The sequence below is a fragment of the Polaromonas sp. P3_B4 genome (assembly GCF_056402835.1).
This window is the reverse complement of the sequence record NZ_JBFUGQ010000004.1, coordinates 143,230-163,337: the sequence shown is the minus strand read 5'-3', so window position 1 is coordinate 163,337 and position 20,108 is coordinate 143,230. Positions and strand designations below refer to the sequence as shown.

16 protein-coding genes are annotated in these 20,108 nt (G+C 62.6%); 5 read left to right on the top strand and 11 right to left on the bottom strand.

What is annotated here, in order from left to right:
• Positions 1-34 precede the first annotated feature (34 nt).
• Complete coding sequence (locus AC1DVV_RS22080) at positions 35-763, bottom strand: TerC family protein (RefSeq protein ID WP_457282442.1); 729 nt, start codon at positions 761-763, stop codon at positions 35-37.
• Positions 764-1,278: 515 nt separating this feature from the next.
• On the opposite strand from AC1DVV_RS22080, the gene AC1DVV_RS22075 reads away from it, so the two are divergent.
• Both AC1DVV_RS22075 and AC1DVV_RS22070 read left to right on the top strand, forming a co-directional pair.
• Positions 1,279-1,746 carry a DUF3717 domain-containing protein gene (locus AC1DVV_RS22075; RefSeq protein WP_477666964.1) on the top strand — a complete coding sequence of 156 codons (468 nt, stop codon included), beginning with the start codon at positions 1,279-1,281 and terminating at the stop codon, positions 1,744-1,746.
• Between the two features lie 77 nt (positions 1,747-1,823).
• Positions 1,824-2,129 carry a DUF2007 domain-containing protein gene (locus AC1DVV_RS22070; protein ID WP_457282440.1) on the top strand — a complete coding sequence of 102 codons (306 nt, stop codon included), beginning with the start codon at positions 1,824-1,826 and terminating at the stop codon, positions 2,127-2,129.
• A gap of 294 nt (positions 2,130-2,423) precedes the next feature.
• Here AC1DVV_RS22070 and purB read toward each other — a convergent pair whose 3' ends face one another.
• Positions 2,424-3,815 carry an adenylosuccinate lyase gene (purB, locus tag AC1DVV_RS22065; RefSeq protein ID WP_477701612.1) on the bottom strand — a complete coding sequence of 464 codons (1,392 nt, stop codon included), beginning with the start codon at positions 3,813-3,815 and terminating at the stop codon, positions 2,424-2,426.
• Between the two features lie 176 nt (positions 3,816-3,991).
• Between purB and AC1DVV_RS22060 the strand changes: the two genes are divergently transcribed.
• A complete protein-coding gene (locus tag AC1DVV_RS22060; protein ID WP_457282438.1) occupies positions 3,992-4,609 on the top strand; it encodes a glutathione S-transferase family protein in 618 nt (205 codons plus the stop codon).
• A gap of 640 nt (positions 4,610-5,249) precedes the next feature.
• Here the strand turns inward: AC1DVV_RS22060 and AC1DVV_RS22055 are convergent.
• A complete protein-coding gene (locus AC1DVV_RS22055) occupies positions 5,250-5,834 on the bottom strand; it encodes a glutathione peroxidase (protein ID WP_477666977.1) in 585 nt (194 codons plus the stop codon).
• A 415-nt stretch (positions 5,835-6,249) separates the two neighbouring features.
• On the opposite strand from AC1DVV_RS22055, the gene AC1DVV_RS22050 reads away from it, so the two are divergent.
• The gene (locus AC1DVV_RS22050) at positions 6,250-7,119 is read left to right on the top strand and encodes a ferritin family protein (RefSeq protein WP_457282437.1); all 870 of its coding nucleotides are present in this window, start codon (positions 6,250-6,252) and stop codon (positions 7,117-7,119) included.
• Positions 7,120-7,196: 77 nt separating this feature from the next.
• Positions 7,197-7,703 carry a D-glycero-beta-D-manno-heptose 1-phosphate adenylyltransferase gene (gene rfaE2, locus AC1DVV_RS22045; RefSeq protein ID WP_457282436.1) on the top strand — a complete coding sequence of 169 codons (507 nt, stop codon included), beginning with the start codon at positions 7,197-7,199 and terminating at the stop codon, positions 7,701-7,703.
• Between the two features lie 66 nt (positions 7,704-7,769).
• Here the strand turns inward: rfaE2 and AC1DVV_RS22040 are convergent, their stop codons facing one another.
• From AC1DVV_RS22040 to glnE, 8 genes are all read right to left on the bottom strand, one after another.
• Positions 7,770-9,002, bottom strand: a complete 1,233-nt coding sequence (locus AC1DVV_RS22040; protein ID WP_457282435.1) for a beta-ketoacyl-[acyl-carrier-protein] synthase family protein — start codon at positions 9,000-9,002, stop codon at positions 7,770-7,772.
• A gap of 26 nt (positions 9,003-9,028) precedes the next feature.
• Positions 9,029-9,268, bottom strand: a complete 240-nt coding sequence (locus tag AC1DVV_RS22035; RefSeq protein WP_457282434.1) for an acyl carrier protein — start codon at positions 9,266-9,268, stop codon at positions 9,029-9,031.
• 114 nt (positions 9,269-9,382) lie between these two features.
• Complete coding sequence (locus tag AC1DVV_RS22030) at positions 9,383-10,429, bottom strand: SDR family oxidoreductase (protein WP_457282433.1); 1,047 nt, start codon at positions 10,427-10,429, stop codon at positions 9,383-9,385.
• A gap of 156 nt (positions 10,430-10,585) precedes the next feature.
• Positions 10,586-13,708 carry an efflux RND transporter permease subunit gene (locus AC1DVV_RS22025; RefSeq protein WP_457282432.1) on the bottom strand — a complete coding sequence of 1,041 codons (3,123 nt, stop codon included), beginning with the start codon at positions 13,706-13,708 and terminating at the stop codon, positions 10,586-10,588.
• Between the two features lie 11 nt (positions 13,709-13,719).
• Positions 13,720-14,898, bottom strand: coding sequence for an efflux RND transporter periplasmic adaptor subunit (locus AC1DVV_RS22020; RefSeq protein ID WP_457282431.1), 1,179 nt, complete (start codon positions 14,896-14,898; stop codon positions 13,720-13,722).
• A 50-nt stretch (positions 14,899-14,948) separates the two neighbouring features.
• Complete coding sequence (locus tag AC1DVV_RS22015; protein WP_457282430.1) at positions 14,949-16,475, bottom strand: efflux transporter outer membrane subunit; 1,527 nt, start codon at positions 16,473-16,475, stop codon at positions 14,949-14,951.
• Complete coding sequence (locus AC1DVV_RS22010) at positions 16,462-17,220, bottom strand: CerR family C-terminal domain-containing protein (protein WP_457282429.1); 759 nt, start codon at positions 17,218-17,220, stop codon at positions 16,462-16,464. The genes AC1DVV_RS22015 and AC1DVV_RS22010 overlap by 14 nt, the downstream gene beginning before the upstream one ends.
• A gap of 45 nt (positions 17,221-17,265) precedes the next feature.
• Positions 17,266-20,088: a bifunctional [glutamate--ammonia ligase]-adenylyl-L-tyrosine phosphorylase/[glutamate--ammonia-ligase] adenylyltransferase gene (gene glnE, locus AC1DVV_RS22005; protein WP_477701611.1), complete on the bottom strand. Its 2,823-nt coding sequence runs from the start codon at positions 20,086-20,088 to the stop codon at positions 17,266-17,268.
• Positions 20,089-20,108: the final 20 nt, after the last annotated feature.

Below are 20,108 nucleotides of genomic sequence, written 5' to 3'. Positions count from 1 at the left end.
AAGAGGGGCATACGCCCCCCACGGGTTGCTGGTTTCAATGTGGAATCAGGTCGGCATCCTGCGCGGACCGTGAGCGTCGTGTGGCCCACCACCCTGCGCCCAGCACGCCCGCCACCGCAAGGGCGTAGGTTGCCCACTGCGCTGCAAGGTGCAGGGTTTCAGCCGAAGGCATGGTGCCCGGGCCGCCGTAGATCGGGTCGAGCAGCTGCTCGCTCACAATCATCTTCGCGGCGGTAAAGGCCAGAACGGCGGCGCCGATATTGATGATGATGGGGAAACGCTCCACCAGCTTGAGCACCATGGTGCTGCCAAACACCACGATCGGGATGCTGACCAGCAGGCCGATGACCACCAGGTCAAACGAGCCGTGCGCAGCACCGGCCACGCCCAGCACGTTGTCGATGCCCATCAGGGCGTCGGCCACCACGATGGTTTTCATGGCGCCCCAGAAGGTGTGGGCAACCGGGCCGTCGTGCTCCTTGTCGCCCTGGTCGGCCAGCAGCTTGTAGGCAATCCACAGCAGCCCCAGGCCGCCCACCAGCATCAGGCCGGGAATTTTCAGCAGCCACACTACGCCAACCGTCATGGCAGAGCGGACCACAATGGCGCCGACCGTACCCCAGACGATGGCTTTTTTCTGCAGGTGGGATGGCAGGTTGCGCGCGGCCAGTGCGATCACGATGGCGTTGTCGCCGGCGAGCACCAGGTCAATGAGGATGATCGCCAGCAGGGCGGACCACCAGGGGGTAGTAAATAGTTCCACGTCACACTCCATGTCAAGTTTCGACTTGGAAATCCGCGCGACGGCGCACGACGGATTCCCGGCTTCGTGAAACCGGAACGGGTGTGATGGGTGGCTGGGGTCGGCGCCAATGGACGCCGCAGATACCTCGATCAAACCTGTTCAGGTTTCAATCGAAGGTCTGGCTCGACATGCAGTGTCGCTGCATGCCCAACAAGCCGGAAGTGTCAACTTCGTAATGACGACTTGTTGTTAGCGATTTTGCTGTGGTGTCTGTTTTCGTATATTGCAGCAAAACGAGGGAGTTACTCCCCTTCGTCTGGGTATTTGACAATAAAAAAAGATTTTTTGCAACCCGGTCTTTGCCGCGCAGCGGCGCGATGCGGGGACATGCCCCAATTTCCCCCATAGGCGGCTGGCCCGCCCGTCTGGCCGATAATGAACGGCCCGGCGCTGCCTCTTTGCTTCCTCGCCTTTCTTCGCCTCCTTGCGCTCGCTCCATCCGCTCAGCGGCAGCCCCTTAGACCCACCGTTCCATGCCCGGCATCCACATCACCGATATTGAAGCCGCCATCAATTACTGGCGTGACAAAAAACCTTCGCCCGACGGGGTGACGCTGGCGCCCGAGTTGCGTGCGCTCGCCGAGGTCTACGCGCTCCTGGTTTTTTACCATGAGGACGAGGCCGACGAAAAAAGCTTTCCGCCCAAGGCACTGGCGGCGTGGCGGACCTGGTATGACACAACCGCCGACACGCCCTGCATTGCCATTTGTTCAACCAGCCAGGGAGATGCCCTGTGCAAGGGTTGCGGCCGCACGTTTGACGAAGTACAGCACTGGCCCGAGATGACGCCCGCCGAGAAACGCGGTACCTGGCGGCGCATCACGCAGGAAGCAACTGCCTGGCGGTTTGGCCGCTACGCTGACCGCGCCCTTGAAAACAAGGACAAGGACGCACAGAAAGATGCCACCGCGGAGGCGCCGGCAGTCGCGCCAAAAAAATAAGCCTTTTTGGCTCCTGGCCCATACACAGCAAGCGCAAGCAGCTATGAATTTGATAGTGATCCCGCTACACTGACGGCATGCTCCGACTGACGCGCGCCCCTAATATCGCCATCGCCGCGCTGTGGGTCGACGTGTTGCAACAGGCCGGTATTGCCGCCAGCGTGCAGCGCTATTTTTTGGGCAGCGTCGCCGGGGAGCTTCCACCCGACCAATGCCAGCCCGAAGTCTGGCTCACCCACCACGAAGAAGAACCCCGCGCGCGCGAGTTGCTCGACCACCTGCAAAATATGCCGCAGCGGCGCTGGCTGTGCGTCTGCGGTGAAGTCGTTGAAGGTGGCTTTGAGCAGTGCTGGAATTGTGGATTAGCCCCCACGGTGGGGTAAGCACCCCCACGCTCCCCCACTTCGTGTGGGTCGCTGCCCCCGGAGGGGGCCGCCCGCCTGTGGCCCGGCAAAGCCGAACAATGGGCACACCCCTATCGGGCTCACTGCGTGTAGCCCTTTTCCCCTTGCAGGGGACGGTGCCTGCGGCCCGGCAAAGCCGGTTCCGCGGCCCCTGCTTGCTCGAAGAGTTCTGTGGGCACAACCAGTGGTGCCGCGGGACTGGCTTTGCCAGACCGCAGGCGCCGCCCCCTTGCAAGGGGGGAACAGGCTACACGCAGTGAGCCTGGACGGGGGTTAGACCCTCTTGGCCAGTTCGGCAGCCATGCCGACATAGCTGCCGGGCGTCATCTTCAGCAGGCGTTCCTTCTCCGCTGCAGGAATTTCCAGCGAACGGATCAACGCGTGCAGGTCTTCGGCCTTCACGGTTTTGCCGCGCGTGACTTCCTTCAACTTCTCGTAAGCGCCCTGCACGCCGTAACGGCGCATCACCGTCTGGATCGGTTCGGCCAGCACTTCCCAGGAGGCGTTCAGGTCGTCGCCCAGCGCTTCGCGGTTGAGTTCGAGCTTGTTCAGCCCCACACCCATTGAGTTGTAGGCCAGCACGGCGTAGCCCAGCGCCACGCCCATGTTGCGCAGCACGGTCGAGTCGGTCAGGTCGCGCTGCCAGCGGGAAATCGGCAGCTTTTCGCTCAGGTGGCGCAGCAGCGCATTGGCCAGGCCCAGGTTGCCTTCGGCGTTTTCGAAGTCAATCGGGTTGACCTTGTGCGGCATGGTCGAGGAACCGATCTCGCCGTCTTTCAGGCGCTGCTTGAAGTAGCCCACGCTCACGTAGCCCCAGATGTCGCGGGCCAGGTCGATCAGGATGGTGTTGGTGCGGGCTACCGCGTCAAACAGCTCGGCCATGTAGTCGTGCGGCTCGATCTGGATGCTGTAGGGCTGGAAGGTCAGGCCCAGGCCCAGTGGTTCCGGCGTTTCGATCACGTTGCGGCTGAAGGCCTCCCAGTCGAAGTCGGGCCAGGCCGAGAGATGCGCGTTGTAGTTGCCCACCGCGCCGTTCATCTTGGCCATCAGCTTGATGCCGGCGATCTTGTCGCGTGCATTGGCCAGGCGCACCACCACGTTGGCGATTTCCTTGCCGACCGTGGTCGGGCTGGCCGTCTGGCCGTGCGTGCGGCTCAGCATGGGTTCTTTGGCATAGATGTGGGCCATTTCGCGCAGCTGCGCAATGACCTTGTCCAGCGCCGGCAACACCACCAGGTCGCGGCTGCTTTTAAGCTGCAGCGCGTGGCTGGTGTTGTTGATGTCTTCGCTGGTGCAGGCAAAGTGCACAAATTCGCTGGCGCCCTGCAGCTCCGGCCGGGCTTCGAATTTCGACTTGATCCAGTACTCGACGGCTTTCACGTCATGGTTGGTGGTTTTTTCGATTTCCTTGATGGCCGACGCATCGGCCTCCGAGAAGTTTTTGACCAGACCCAGCAAATAAGTGCGGGCGCCCGGGCTCAGCGGCTTGAATTCGGCGAATTTGGCATCGGAAAGCGCGATGAACCACGCCACTTCGACCTGAACGCGGCGGTGCATATAGCCCTGTTCGGACATCAGGGGACGTAACTGGTTCAGTTTGTTCGCATAGCGGCCGTCCAGCGGGGACAGGGCGTTGATCGTGGAAAAGGGGGGGGAAGAGCTCATGGCCCAATTGTAGGCCGGGTGCCTGCCGCGCCAGCCGTGCCGGGAGCCGCTGCCGCGAGCCCGAAAAGATGTGCATATTTGCGAATCTTCTTGCCCGGCGCGTTACACCCCCGTCAGCCCGGCTGCCGGCTTACTCGATAGAATGCTCTTCCCCCGGACCACGATCTCACACCATCATGAAACTCATCGGATCCGCTACCAGCCCCTATGTGCGCAAAGTGCGCATAGTGATGGCCGAGAAAAAGCTCGACTACCAGTTTGTCCTGGAAGATGTCTGGGCAGCCAACACCACCATCCAGGCCTCCAACCCGCTCGGCAAGGTGCCCTGCCTGGTCATGGAAGGCGGCGAAGCCGTATTTGATTCCCGCGTGATCGTCGAATACCTCGACACCCTGTCACCTGTCGGCAAGCTCATCCCCAGCCAGGGCCGCGAGCGCGCTGAAGTCAAAACCTGGGAAGCCCTGGCCGACGGCCTGATCGACGCCGCCATCCTGGCGCGCCTCGAAGCCACCTGGGCCGGCCGCAGCGTCAAGCAACGCAGCGACGCCTGGATCGACCGCCAGATGGGCAAGATCGAAGCCACCCTCAAGGCCATGAGCACCGGCCTGGGCGACAAGTCGTTCTGCAGCGGCATTCACTTCAGCCTGTCCGACGTCGCGGTCGGCTGCGCGCTCGGCTACCTCGACCTGCGGTTTGCGCAAATCAACTGGCGTGAGATGTATCCGAACCTGACCAAGCTGCAGGACAAGCTGATGCAACGGCCCAGCTTTGCGGAAAGCATTCCGCCGGGCTGATGCGGTGCTGAATGGTGGAGGCGACAACATTTCTCGCTGACGCCAAATCACCAAATCGCATACAAACTCCAGACGCCGCCGGATATTGCTATGTATTTAATAGCTGCTTGCGCCCATCTTTATTGGGCTCTGGCTACTATTGGCGTTTGAAAGCAGTTCAAAAACAGGCTCAAGGCCTCTTTCAACGCCTCTTTGGGCGGTCCTTTTCAGGTGTTTTGAGGTCGAGACAGCCTGATTTCAGGCATCAAAATGGCTCCTGACCCAATCAGAACAAGCGCAAGCAGCTATCAAAATAATAGCTCTTGCGGGGGCTTCACGGGTTTCACGCTCATCACGGTGAAAGTCCACCAGGCCATCGGCGGTGAACTTCAGGCGGGCGCAACGCATGCGTTGGCCCTGGCCCGGCAAGGGGGCCGGAATATAAAAATGCTGCGAAGCGCCCCGGCGCGAACGACGGAGGGAGGGAGGAGGAGGAGCGCCCCGGGATTGCAGCTGAACCTGGACGGCTCAGAAGGCTTCGCAACAATGAAACTGTTCTCTTGCCAGCGCTACCGGTGAAGGCAAATCGCGCTTGCAGAAGTATGAGAGCACAAGTGCGGGGTAGTTCCCGCAAATAAAAGATCCCTCAGGTAAATTTTTGTTAACGGGCCGCGGGCTTGATGGCCAGCTGTTTTTCGATTTCTTTGACCAGCGCGCCGCCGGCCGGGTCAGCCATGGAGTTGAAGCTGGTGACGCCGACACCATCGCGTGCAATGACGTATTTGTAAAAATTCCAGCGCGGTGTGGTGCCTGTTGTGGCCGCCAGCTTCTGGAACAGGGGGTTGGCGTCCTTCCCGGTCACGCTGGTCTTGGTGAACATGGGGAACTTCACGCCGAAGGTGTTTTCGCAGAAGTCCGCGATCTCCTTGTTGCTGCCCGTTTCCTGCGAAAAATCATTGGACGGAAAACCCAGCACCACCAGGCCCTGGTCCTTGTATTTGGCATAGAGCGCTTCAAGCCCCTGGTACTGCGGGGTAAAGCCGCAAAAGCTGGCGGTGTTGACCACGACCACCACTTTTCCACTGTATTGGCAAAGCGTCTGGGGCTTTTCATCCTGCAGCCGAAAAAACGTCTGCTGCAGCAGCGCGGGGCAGGTTGCCGGTGCGGAGCCGGCGGGCGCTACGGCAGGTGCCGGTGGCGCTGCCAGCGCGCCGCGGGAGGCCAGCAGCGCAGGGGCAGCCAGCATGATCAGCAAAAGGAACTGGGCCGCCTGACGAGGGGCGCAAAAAGAGGCAGTGGCAGTCATTGGCTAAACTCGCGGGCTGGTGATCGGGCCGATTCAGGTTTATTTGGCGCTGTCATACATGTTTCACAACATGCCCTGACGATACGCCCGTATCGCGGTGAATGGATTCAGCGGGAATTCAGCCCCGGACTATCCGGGGTCTGCATGGCTTTATTTGGCACAATGCAGTCCGAAAAAGAGCACTTGTGTGGTCCAACACGCCGGAATGGGGTCCGAATTACCCTGATTTGCCGGTAAATAGCGCATAAGTCGCCCGTTGTCACATTAGCCGCCTAAAATCGTTACAAGTACCCAGGATGCTCCCGCAGGACATCCGAGGCAGATATATCTGCATATCCCTTGCGAAGGAGTTCTCATGCTTTATCCCGAACTGTTCAAACAACTTGAATCCGTCCGCTGGGACATGGACAAGGACATTCCATGGGCAAGTTTTGACGCGTCCAAGCTGACCGACGAGCAGGCCCAGACCATCAAGATGAATGCCATCACGGAATGGTCTGCGCTGCCCGCCACGGAAATGTTCCTGCGCGACAACAAGGACGACAGCGATTTCTCGGCCTTCATGTCCATCTGGTTCTTTGAAGAGCAAAAACACTCGCTGGTGTTGATGGAATACCTCAAGCGCTTCCGCCCGGACCTCGCTCCCACGGAAAAAGAATTGCACGAAGTGCGTTTCGAGTTCGAACCCGCACCCGCGCTGGAAACGCTGATGCTGCATTTCTGCGGCGAGATCCGCCTGAACCACTGGTACCGCCGCGCCAGCGAATGGCATACCGAACCCGTCATCAAGCAGATCTATACCCAGCTGAGCCAGGACGAAGCCCGCCATGGTGGCGCTTACCTGCGCTACATGAAGCGCGCCATCAACAACTTCGGCAATGAAGCCAAGTCCGCCTTCACCAAGGTGGGCGTGCTGATGGCCAGCGCACGGCGTACCGCCCAGGCGCTGCACCCGACCAACCTGCATGTGAACAAAAGCCTTTTTCCGCGCGACACCATCCAGAGCCGCCTGCCCAACCCCGAGTGGCTGGAGCACTGGCTCGACACGCAGATCAAGTTTGACGCGGTGTGGGAGGGCAAGGTGGTCGAACGCATCCTGCACAACCTGAGCCTGCTGCTGAACCAGAGCTTCAAGACCGTGCAGGAACTGAACCGCTACCGCAAGGAAGTCGCCAAGGAACTGGCGGAGTCCATCGCCGCCAAGCCGGCACCTGCCGGCGCCTGATGCACGACGTCCGCTGGCCGGGTGCCTCGGGCGGCAGAAGCCGGGTGGTGGTCCAGGCCTTCCGTTAAAGTGGCGGGATGCCCAGCGAGCCCCCTACCCCCTCCTCTACCCACTTCCTGCAAAAAATAGTCCCCCGCGAAGAAGCGCGGCAGCGGCTTGCTTCAATGCCGCATCCCGTTGTCTTTACCAATGGGGTGTTTGATGTCTTGCACCGCGGGCATGTCACCTACCTGGCCGACGCACGCGCGCTGGGCGCAAGCCTGGTGGTGGCGCTGAACACCGATGCCTCGGCGCGGCGGCTGGGCAAGGGCCCTGACCGGCCGCTCAACAACGAACACGACCGCGCCGCCATGATGGCTGCGCTGGAGTCGGTGAGCCTGGTCACCTGGTTTGACGAAGACACGCCGCTTGAACTGATCCGTGAGCTCCAGCCGGATCTGCTGGTGAAGGGCGGAGACTACGACATGGACAAACTGGCAGAGACCGCGGTGGTCAAGGCGTATGGCGGCAGCGCCCGGGCGATCCCGTTTGTGGATGGCTATTCGACGACGGCCCTGGTGAAAAAAATCCGCGCCACGCGCTGATCCGCTGATATCAGCCGGTATCTGGGAGAGCCCGGCCGGCTCTTCTTCGGAGGGTGATGATCGCCCTCAGGCGGACTTCGCCACCAGCACGGCGTTGGAGCCGCCAAAGGCAAACGAGTTGGACATCACCGCGCGCAGGCCGTTCGCATCGCGCGCTTCCAGCGGTATGTAGTCCAGGTCACAACGCGGATCGGGGTTCACCAGGAATGCTGTTGGCGGCAGCTGCCCCGCGCGCAGTGCCATCACACTCGCAATGAATTCCATGGCGCCCGCAGCGCCCATGGCGTGGCCGTGCACCCCTTTGCTGGAGCTGATGGGCAGGCGCCCGGCCAGGTCCTTGAAGGCCAGCTTGATGGCGCTGGTTTCGATGACATCACCGACATCGGTGGCGGTTCCGTGGGCATTGAGGTAACCGATGTCGGCGGCCTGCAGTCCCGCGTCTTTCAGCGCCAGCGTCATGGCGAGTGATTGCCCCTGGGCGTCGGGCTGCGTCAGGTGATGGGCGTCGGTGGTGGATGCGTAGCCGCAAAGTTCGGCCAGGATATTGGCGCCGCGCCGTTTGGCGCTTTCCCATTCTTCCAGGACCAGCATGGCGGCGCCTTCGGCCAGCACCAGACCGGAGCGGTCAACCGAAAATGGACGGCACGAGGTTTCGGCGCCTTCGGCATGGGGCTTGGCCAGCGTGTGCATGGCTTGCCAGGCCTTGATGGTGCCGCGGTTCAGCAATGCCTCGGAACCTCCGGCCAGCATGGCGTCGGCATAACCGTGGCGGATCTGCCGGAAAGCTTCGCCAATGGAGGTGGCCGACGATGCGCAGGCATTGGAAACTGTGCTGCTGGGGCCCTTCAACCCGAACTCCATGGACACATGGGCGGCAATGGCGTTGTGCATGGCCAGCACGACCGTCATGGGGCGCAGCCGCGCCACTTTTTGCTCCAGCAATGCCGTGTAAGCCACATCCGTCGATCCTGCGCCGCCGCTGCCTGTGCCCAGCGAGACGCCGAAACGCTCGGGTGCGAAGCCGCCCTCAGGGCCCCATCCAGCCTGCGCCATGGCTTCGCGGCCAGCCACCACTGCGAGCTGGCTGACCCGGTCCATGGTCAGGAGACGGGCGCGAGGGAAATGCTGGTCCGGGTCGAACTGGACGGCGCCGGCCAGCACGCTTTCGCTGCCGGTGGGAAAGCCAATGTCAATGCCCCGGATGCCGGAGCGGGCGGAAAGCAGGGACCCGAAGAATGCGGGAGTGCCGGTTCCAACGGCGGAAACAACGCCAAGACCCGTGATGGCTACGCGACGCATGGGCGGTCTGGCGGGCCCGGCAGGGCTCAGGCGGCAGGCTTGCCTGATGGCAGCAGGGGCTCAATCAGCTGGACCATTTCGGCGAGGGTGCGCGGCGGGCTGGCCTGGTCCGGAATCTGGATGCCAAACTGGTCTTCAATCTGGAACAGAAATTCGATGACGGCGAGGGAGTCAAGACCCAGGCTCTCCAGCGTGGCATCCGGCAGCAGTTTTTCTTCGCTGATGCCAAATGTCTCGGCAAAAAGATTAATCAAATCAGAATTCATCACGAACCAGTAAATATGTAATGCGAACCGCCATTGTCCCACCATCGATATGACGGCCGGCCTCTTCGGGCCTGTAGGGGCATTTTACAAAAGCAGCCGCGTTGTTTTCGTACCTCAGGGCGTGTACATCTGCCTGACGGCGTCCGACAGGCTGAAGGTCCCCAACAATTCACCCAGATAACTAATGGGCGCAGGCGCGACAGCTGCCGCGCCAATTTCCGCCCGCAGGCGCGCATTGCTGAACACCGCATCTGCCGTAAGGAAAGGCAAATACGGCTGCAATGCTTCAAACATCCAGCGTTGGCGGGCAAACTTCGGCGTGGGCACGAAATCCCTGCCGCGCATCACCATCTTGCCGATGCCGGGCATGCTGGCTTTCAATTCTTCGGCCAGCGCTGCGAAGGTCATGGAGTCTTCGCCCGTGGACACGTGGTAGCAATCGTGCCGGAGCTCGTCCTTGAGCAGCATTTCGGCAAAGGCGCCCGCGATGAAATCCACCGGCGCGAAATCGAGTTTGCCCAGGGAATCCAGCGGCACATCACCGAGTTCGGCCATGACCGGGATGGACCACAACATGTTGCGGGCCAGTTTGGCGTCGTCAATCCCGCGCGACAGCACAATGCCCGGGCGCAAACTTACAAAAGGATGGCCTTTGCCGCGCAGCAGTGTTTCGGCATCGCGTTTGGAGCGGATGTAGTCGTTGGCATAGCCGGCAAACGGCATGTCTTCGGTAATGACGCCGCGCGGCTCGGTGGTCACTGCCGCCGTCCCGACAAAAAAACCGCGTTGTGAGGGCCGCAGGTCTTTCAGGATGCCGGAAAAATGCTCGGCGGCCCTGAGATTGATGGGATAAACCCCGGCACCGGGCTTGAACGAGGTACTGGCCGCCGAATGCAGGATGACATCGGCCGATTGGAGAACTGCCGCGCTGAGGCCAAAACCGGGCTCGACCACATCGCCGGCCTCGGCAGACACCATGTCGGCAAATTCGGGCTTCCAGAGGATGCTCTTTTTCAGGCGATCCAGCAGACGGTCACGGGCCTGGTTCGAATCGGCAGCGCGCACCACAGCAGTGCTGTAAACGCCGCGCGCAGCCAAAAGAAGCATTAATTCGCCGCCAATCAGGCCTGTTGCGCCCGAAAGCAGTACGCGTTTTGACATGTTAAGAAATGTAAAGCTGAACCTGCAAGTATAAGCGAGGGGTATTGGACGGTCAGCCCTAATTCACTCGGACGGACCTGTCCAAATCAGCAAAATTACACGTCTGATCCGCCTTTTACAAAGCGGTACGCGGCTGTATGTGCATTACTTTGCAGCTTATGGGGCGCCTGATTCAGCGGCGGGCTGGCCGTTTTCAGGCTTTTCACTGCCGTGGCCGCGCAATCTTGCCGCCATGCGCTTGATCAGCCGCTCCAGGTCGTCGATATAGGTAAACACGGCAGGCACCACCAGCAGGCTGAGCACGGTGGAGGTGATCAGGCCGCCGATCACCGCGATCGACATCGGTGAGCGAAAGCTGGAGTCGGCCGCGCCGAAGCCCAGGGCAATCGGCATCATGCCCGCCCCCATGGCCAGCGTGGTCATGATGATGGGCCGCGCCCGCTTGTGGCAGGCGTCCAGCAGGGCGTCCCAGCGCGACAGGTTGTGGTCGCGCCGCGCGACGATGGCGTATTCCACCAGCAGGATGGAATTCTTGGTCGCGATCCCCATCAGCATGATCAGCCCGATCAGCGAGGGCATGGAAAAACTCTTCTGCGCGATCAGCAGGCCGACAAAGGCGCCGCCCAGGGAAAGGGGTAGAGCGGCAAGAATGGTCACCGGGTGCAGGAAATCCTTGAACAGCAGCACCAGCACGATGTAAATGCAGAGCACGCCTGTCAGCATGGCCAGGCCGAAGCTGGCAAACAGCTCGCCCATGACCTCGGCATCGCCGACCTCCACCACCTTGACGCCGGCCGGCAGGTTCTTGACGGACGGCAGCAGTTTCACGGCTTCGGTGATGTCCCCCAGCGCCCGGCCCGACAGCTCGATCTCGAACTTGACATTTCGGGAACGGTCGTAGCGGTCAATCACGGCCGGGCCGGCTGTGATTTCCAGGCTCGCCACCTGACCCAGCATGACGGGCCCGACACCCGGCTTGACGCTTGGAACCGCGAGGCGCTCCAGCACGCTGAGGTCCTTGCGTGCTGCTTCGTCCAGCTTGACGACGATAGGCACCTGTCGCTGCGAAAGGTTGAGCTTGGGAAGCGACTCTTCGTAGTCGCCTACCGTGGCGATGCGCAGGGTTTCACCCATGGCTGAACTGGTGACACCCAGGTCTGCTGCCCGGGCGAAATCCGGCTTGATGGCAATCTCGGGGCGCACCAGGCTGGCGCTGGACGAGATATTGCCCAGGCCGGGAATGGTTCGCAGGTCTTTTTCAATCGCGAGCGCCGCAGTTTGCAGGGCATTGGAGTCTTCGGCGGTCAGCATGAGGATGTAGGCCTCTCCCGAGCCGCCCAGCCCCACCTTGCTGCGCACGCCCGGAAGGGTTTCCAGCGCTGTCCGCATCTTGCTTTCAATGCCCTGCTTGCGCGGCCGTTCGCTGCGCTCGTCCAGCAGCACCGTGAGCGTGGCTTTGCGGGTTTCTGCCGCCCCCTGCATGGCAAACGGGTCTGTACCAGCTGAGCCGCCACCGATGGTGGTGTACACGCTCTTGACGTGCTTTACCTTGCTGATCAGCAGGCGCGCATGTTCAGCCGAGGCCTTGGTCTGCGCCAGCGAAGCGCCCGGGGGAAGCTCGAGATAAACCTGGGTTTGCGAATTGTCATCGGGCGGGATGAAGCCGGTCGGCAGCAACGGGATCAGCATGACCGAACCGAAGAAAAAGACCGTAGCCGCCGCCATGGTCACTACCCGGTGTTTCATGCACCAGGCCGCTGCGCGCATATAGGTGTTCATCCACTTTGGGTCGGAATGGGCTCCTACCATGGGCTTGAGGATGTAGGCTGCCATCATGGGGGTCAGCACGCGTGCCACCACCAGTGAGGCAAACACCGCCAGCGAGGCCGTCCAGCCGAACTGCTTGAAGAATTTTCCCGCTACGCCGCTCATGAAGGCGGTGGGCAGGAACACGGCGATCAGCGTGAACGTGGTGGCCACCACGGCCAGGCCGATTTCGTCGGCCGCCTCCATGGCGGCTTCGTACGGCGACTTGCCCATGCGCAGGTGCCGCACGATGTTTTCGACCTCCACAATGGCATCGTCGACCAGGATACCGATCACCAGCGACAGCGCGAGCAGGGTGATGACGTTGATCGAAAAGCCGAGCAGGTGCATGCCGATGAAAGCCGGGATCACCGACAGCGGCAACGCAACGGCTGACACAAAGGTGGCGCGCCAGTCCCGCAGGAACAGCCACACCACCAGCACCGCCAGAATGCCGCCTTCGTACAGCAGGTGCATGGAGCCGTCATATTCCTCCTGCACTGGCGTGACGAAATTGAAGGCTTCGTGGACTTCCACTTCAGGGTACTGCTGCTTCAGTTCGGCCAGCGCCGCCTGCACGGCCGCGCCGACCGCCACTTCGCTTTCGCCCCGGCTGCGGGACACCTCAAAGCCAACGACAGGCTTGCCGTCGAGCAGCGCGGCGGCGCGCGGTTCGGCGGTCGTGTCGCTCACGGTGGCGACCTCGCTGAGGCGGATACGCCGTCCGTCGCTGAGCGCCAGCTCAAGCTGGGCCAGCTCCTGCGCGGACTTGACCGTCGCCAGCGTGCGCATGGGTTGTTCGCTGCCGCCCAGGTCGGCGCGCCCACCTGCGCTTTCGGTTTGCACCTGCCGCAACTGGCGGGAAATGTCGGAAGCTGTCGCGCCCAGGGCCTGCAGCTTGGAGGGGTCCAGCGCGATGCGGACTTCGCGTGAGACGCCGCCCACGCGGTTCACCGCACCGACGCCGCGCACCGCCAGCAGCTTGCGCGAGATGTCGTTGTCGACAAACCACGACAGCGCCTCCTCGTCCATGCGCGGTGAGCGGATGGTGAAAGCCAGCACCGGCTGGCTGGCCAGGTCCATCTTGCTGACCACCGGATCGCGCACGTCGCCGGGCAATTCGCTGCGCACTTTCGACACGGCCGCGCGCACATCGTCCACGGCTTCCTGTACCGGCTTTTCCAGCCGGAATTCGGCGGTCACGGTCACGCCGCCGTCCTGCACCTTGGTGTAGATGTGCTTGAGGCCCTGCACGGTGGCAATGGAATTTTCAAGCTTGCGGGCCACTTCCGTCTCGAGCTGGGCGGGGGCGGCGCCCGGCAGCGATGCCGCAACCGTCACGGTCGGCAGGTCGATGTCGGGAAAGTTCTGCACCTTCATCGCCTTGAACGACAGCATGCCGGCGAATGTCAGCAGCACAAACAGCATGACGGCGGGTATCGGGTTCTTGATTGACCAGGAGGAGACGTTCATCGAGTCGCTCCTTATTTGATAGCTGCTTGCGCACGACTGGCGGGCGCTACGGCTGGATTTACCGTAATTCCAGGGGTGGCGTCGCTGACCCGGACCAGGTCGCCGTCATTGAGGAACCCCGCCCCGCTGACGATCACCCGTGTATCGGCAGTGAGACCGGAGGTAATTTCGACCCGGTCGCCGGCGAGCCGGCCGGTCTGCACCTTGAGCTGGCTGATGCGGTTGTCCGGGTTGAGGCGAAAGACATAGTTGAACCCGTCGCGCACGACCAGCGCAGGTTGCGGGATGGTCAGCGCGGAGGTGCTGCCCAGATCGAATTCGCCGCGGGCAAACATGCCGGCCTTGGCCGGAGAGGCCATGCCTGCCGAAACCGGAAGGTCCACATAGACCAGCGCCGCGCGGGTCTGCGGGTCCACGCTCGGAGCGATCATGCGCACCCGGCCCTTGAGTTCGGCGCCGCTGGCCGCCACCACGCTGGCAACCGTGCCGGCCTTGATCCTGCCCAGCTCAGCCGAGGTGACTTCCGCGCGCCATTCGAGGCGGCCGCCCCGGATCAGGCGGAACAGCTCGGTGCCTGCCGGCACCACCGAGCCTACCGTTGCGGTGCGTGCGGAGATCACGCCGTTGTCGGGCGCCAGCACCTGCGTGTTTTTACCGCGTACCTGCTGCACCTCAAGGAGTGCCCTGGCTGCCTCGACACGTGCCTTGGCGGTTTGCTCGGCGGTGTTGTACTGGTTGATCTGCTGCTCGCTTAAAGCGCCCGAACTCGCCAGCGTGCGCGCACGCGCGGCGTTGTCCGCCGCATCGGCCGCGTTGGCCTGGGCCTCGATCAGGCTGGCTCTGGCTTGGGCCGTGTCCGCCTGCACGCTGTCGCCCGAGAACACCGCCAGCACTTGCCCGGCCTTGACCTGGTCGCCCACATTGGCCTGCACCTGCACCAGCCGCAAGCCGTTCGATTCGGAGCCGATCACGGCCTCCTGCCAGGCGGTGATATTGCCGTTGGCGCTGAGTTTCACCGGCAAGGTCACTTGAGACGGCAGCGCGGTGGCGACAGTCAGTGCCGGCTTTGCGGTGACTGCCTTGTCTTCTTTTGCGTTGGCCTTCAGAAGAAAAAAAGCTGCGGCCCCGGCAACGAGCACGGCACCGGCGATCACAGCGAGAGCGACGGGTTTTAGTTTGAAGTTTGGCATGGTGTTCAAAGGATCTGTCAATAGGTGTGGCAGGGTCGGCAAACCGCGCCTCAGGGGGCAGTGAGGGCAGCAGGGGTGAAAGGTGCCGGCACATCGGAGACCAGCGGCGGCACAGGGGGTTCGGCGGTGGTCCAGCCGCCGCCGAGCGCCCGGTACAGCGCAACCCAGGCGCTGCGCCGGTCACGTTGCAGCGTGACCAGGGCGCTTTGTGCGGCCAGCAGGGTGCGACGGGCGTCTTCAAGTTCGACCAGGCTCGCCAGCCCGCTCTTGTAACGGGCTTCGGTGCCGACGAATGACGCGCGGTAGCCTTGTGTGGCGACCAATGCATCCTGGCTGCGCTCGGCCGTGCTTTGCAGATTGACCAGCGCTTCCTCGACTTCCCGCACGGCCTTTCGCACGCTGCCGCGGTATTGGGCGGCGGCGTCCTCGTAGCGCGCCTTGGCGGCTTCTACATTGGCCTCACTGGCGCCGCCGTCAAAGATCGGGATGGTCAGCTGCAGTGGCCCGACGGTCCAGGTGTCAAAGCGTTGCGTGGTGCTGGCCGTGTATGACTTGTTGGCCGCAACCGAGCCGCTCAGGTTGAGCCTTGGAAAGCGCTGCGCGCGTGCACTGCCGACTTCCAGGTGGGCGGCGTCCACTTCGCGTGCCGCATTGAAGATATCGGGCCGCTGGGCCAGCACTTCCGCCGGCACGCTGATGACAGGCGCTACCGATTCCAGTGTCAGGTCGACCGGTGTGCTGGCCAGTTTTTGCCGCAGTGCGGGTTCATCGATGGCAGTCAGGGCCACCAGTGCCTTGACATCCAGGTCGCACAGTGCGCGCTGCTGGATGGCGTTGCTGTTGCCTTCGGCCGCGCTGGCCCTGGCCAATGCCGCGGTGGCGGGCGCCTGAAAACCTGCCTTGGTGCTGAGTTCCGCCAAACGCGCAGTTTCACCCCGGGATGTGGCATCGGAGCGCGCTACCTCGAGCAGCTTTTCGCAAGCGCGCAGGCTGTAGTACTGGGTGGCGACCTCGGCGGCGACCGATACGCGTGCCGAATGCCACAGCGCCTGGGAGCCTTCCAGCCGCTGCTGATCGGCATCCCGGCTCGCGGCGTACTGACCGAAGAGGTCGATTTCCCAGGAGGTCTGCAAACCCGCCTGGGCGGTTGTGGAAATAGGTGGCGCTGCACGGTTCACGGGCGCCGAGCGTCCGCGGCTGACGCTGGCGGTGCCATCGAGTGTGGGCAGCATGGCCGCGCCCGAGGCCACGCGTGAAGCCCGCGCCTGTTCGATGTTGGAGCGCGCGGTGGAAACAGTCGGACTGACCGATTCCGCCGCCATGATCAGTTCCACCAGCAAGGGATCATTTTGCTGCTGCCACCATTGCGACAGCCCTTTCAGGCTGCCGCCGTGGGGCAATGCGGCTGTGGTGCCCGCCGCCGGCAAGGGTGTTTGCCAATGCGCGGGAATCGAGACAGAAGGTGGCGTGTGCGGATTGTCGGAAGCGCAGCCGCCCAGCAACAGCGCGCATGCGCCGAACAGCGGCGCCGCTGTCAGCAAGCGCAAGCGTTCGCGTCCGGAGTCAGTTTTTTTCATGGTGTGCTGTTTTCAATCGCGGCGTGGCGGCCACGGGGTAATCGGAAAGGTGATTTCGGCGTGCCATTTCGACGCCCACCATGGCTTCGGCATACGCCACCAGGCTGACAGCCCACTGCTCCAGGGCTTCAGGTGTTCCGAACAGCTGGGGCCGGATCGCTTCCACGACCTCGCGGCTGAGGAACATCTGAAGTGCCAGACCGGTGATGGAAAACGCCAGCCTGTGCACCTCGTCGTCGGCTTTTGTGACGTCTAAATGGCGGCACAGCACAATAACCAGCGCGGTATGCGCCGGCTTGATGCCCTGGTCGATTTCTTCGGCCCACAGGCCTGTGGGTTCCAGCATCTCGCGAAAGTGGAGCTTCATGCACAACTGCACCAGTTCACCCTGGCGCAAAGGTTCGAGGAAGCTCGAAAAAAAGCCTTCAAGGGACTGCCGCAAGGTGAAATGGGGCTGGTTGTACAGCGCAATGTCATCGCGCGCGCTGCCCATCGGTTCGGTGAAAACGGCCCGGTACAAGCCGGCCTTGTCGCCAAAGTAATAGCTGATCGCCGCCACGTTGGCCCCTGCAGCATGGGCGATATCGCGAATCGAGGTTTTGGCAAATCCTTTTTCGGAAAACAGCCTGAGTGCCGCGAGCAACAGGTGCGCCCTGGCGTGCGCGCCGTCGGAGCGCTGTTTTCGGCTTTCGCCTTCAGGCTTGGCTGAGCGCGAAGGTGTTTGAGAGGGCAGGTCGGGTGTCATGTGCCCGGATTAGAGCACATTAATCAAACAGTCGATTGAATTAAATCAATTGTTTGATTTGAAGGTGGCGACCCACAGTTGCTGGATCGCGCCGCGCTCTGCCTCAAGCGCAGGCGGGTTGACCTGGGTGGGTTCTTCGTTGAGGCGTGCGCGGTGCTGCACACGCCGCAGTTCGCGGTAGGCGCTTGCCGCCCGCTGGCCGACGCCGGTCGGCAGCAGGCCGGCCGTTTCTGCGCGTTGCAGGAGCGAGATGTTGCCGACGTTGTCCCTCAGTTCCGGGTGCCGGGCTGATTGGGAAAGCACCAGGAACTGCACGGCGAACTCAGCGTCCACCATGCCGCCCGCACTGTGCTTGACGTCAAATTTTTCAGCCTTGAGCGGAGGCGGGCCTGAGACGGATCCGCCTGTGGGGCTTGGCGTTGCGTGGAGGCTTTTGACCGGATGGGCGTCGCGAACCTTTTCGCGCATGGCCACAATTTCGTTGCGCAGCGCAACGATGTCGCGCGGGGCGGTGATAACGGTCTGCCGGACTTCGTCAAACCGCAGGCGCAGCGACTCGTCACCCAACACGAAGCGCGCACGTGTCATGGCCTGGTGTTCCCAGGTCCAGGCGGTATTGCTGCCGCGCTGCTGCTGGTAGCGGGTATAGGCCTCAAAACTGGTGACCAGCAAGCCTGAATTGCCGTTGGGGCGCAAAGCGGTATCGATTTCAAACAGGTCGCCTTCGCCGGTCTTGATGGTCAACCAGTTGATCAGCTTGCGCACAAATGCCGCATAGACTTCGGGGGCCCGCTCGTCGTCGTCCTCATAGACGAACACGATGTCGAGATCGCTGCCGTAACCCAGTTCTTTGCCGCCCAGTTTGCCGTAGGCAATGATGGCGAACTGCGGTGTTTCACGGTGCCGGTTTTTGAGGCGTTGCCAGCACCAGTCGGTGGTGATGCTCAGCACCGCTTCGGCGAGAGCCGTCAGATCATCGGCCACCTGCTCGACCGTAAGTACGCCTTCCAGGTCGCGTGCCAGGGTGCGAAACACTTCCGCATGGTGGGCGCGGCGTAGCAGGTTCAGGCAGGTTTCCTCGTCGTCCTCGCCCGTGCTCCTGAGCGCGGCCAGCCGCTGTTGCAGGTCACGCGCGAAGGCTGTGCCGTCAAAGCGTTCCTTGAGCAGCTCGTCGCTGGCCAGTTCATCAATAACGCCGGGGTGCTGCAGCAGGTAGCGCGCGGGCCATTTGGCGGCCCCCAGCAGGCGCAGCAGGCGCTCATGCACCGCAGGGCGCTCCAGCAGCAGTGCCAGGTAGCTCTCCCGCCTCAGGAGCGGTTCTATCCAGTCGATGATGCGTACGGCTGCTTCTTCGGTGACTGCGCCTTCCGCCAGCCAGGCGGCTGTGCGTTGCACCAGCCGTGTCAACCTCGCCCGGGAGTCTTCGCGCAAGGCCAGCACCCGCGGGTGCTGGCGCCACAGTGTCAGGCGCGCGCGAAACTGTTCCGGCCACTGTTCCGACAATTGCTCCAGCAGGTCTTCGAGCTGCTGCGGCGCCGCCTTGGCCGTTTTGCCGCAGCCTTTGCAGTCGGGCTTGCCGCCCAGCAATTTGTCGAATTCCCCGGCCACCAGCTCCCGGTGGGTGTCCAGTTCGCTGAGGAAAAGGCAGCAATTGCTGTAGCCCAGCGTTTCCGCGATCCATGCCAGGTCGTCATCGCGTGTCGGCAGGACGTGGGTCTGCTGATCATCGAGGTACTGGATGCGATGCTCCACCCGGCGAAGAAAATCATAGGCCCGCGCCAGCGCATCGGCGGTTTCCTGCAACATCAGGCCCGCGCGTGCCACGCGCTGCAGGGCGTCGACCGTGGGGCGGGTGCGCAACTCGGGAAACTGTCCGCCGCGCACCACCTGGAGCAATTGCACGGTGAATTCAATTTCGCGAATGCCACCGCGCGACATCTTCACGTCGTTGGCCCGCTCCGGGTGGCCGGCGCAGCGCTTGGCGGCATGCTCGCGGATTTGCCGGTGCAAGGTGCGCAGCGCATCGAAGACGTTGTAGTCAAGGTAGCGCCTGAACACGAAGGGCAGCACGGAGCCCCGCAGGGCCTGCGCCGAGCCGTCCTGCACGCATTCAAGCGGCGCCACCACCCGGCTCTTGAGCCAGGCAAAGCGTTCCCATTCGCGACCCTGTGCCTGGAAATACTCCTCAAGCGCGCTCAGTGAAGTGGCCGCCGGCCCGGAGCTTCCGTTGGGCCGGAGCGCCAGGTCCACCCGAAACACAAAACCATGCTCCGTGGCATCACCAATCAGGCTGAAGACGGCTTTGACCTGGTGCGCGAAGTACTCGTGGTTGGATATCTGCCCGCGGCCATCGCTGCGCCCCCGGGTTTCGCCGTCGTGGTCGTAGACATAAATGAGGTCGATGTCGCTGGAAACGTTGAGTTCGCGCGCACCCAGCTTGCCCATGCCCACGACCCACATGCGCGCACGCTCCCCGTCCGGGCCTTGCGGTGCGCCATGCAGCCCGTCAAGTTCGGCGCCCGACTCGCGCATGGCGACATCCAGGGCCAGCTCGGCCAGCTCGGTCATGGCGCAGGTCACCACGGCAAGTGGGGCCTGGCTTTCGAGGGCACCGTCACAGTCGAGCACCACCAGTCTTTCCATGACCAGCTGGCGAAGCACCCGAAGCGCCGCGCCTGTCGCCATGCCCTGCGCCAGCAGCGCGTCCAGCGCGACCTGCATGGCGGCGCGCACGGGGGCGCCCGCAGGCAGGAGGAAGAGTTGATCGGCGTAGCGGCGGCGGATGCGCTGGACGAACCGTGAATAGTCCGACGCGGCCGGCCCGGCGGCGAGTAAGGTATCAGGGCAGGCGGTTTGGGCGACGGTCATCACACTACTTCACAAAACTT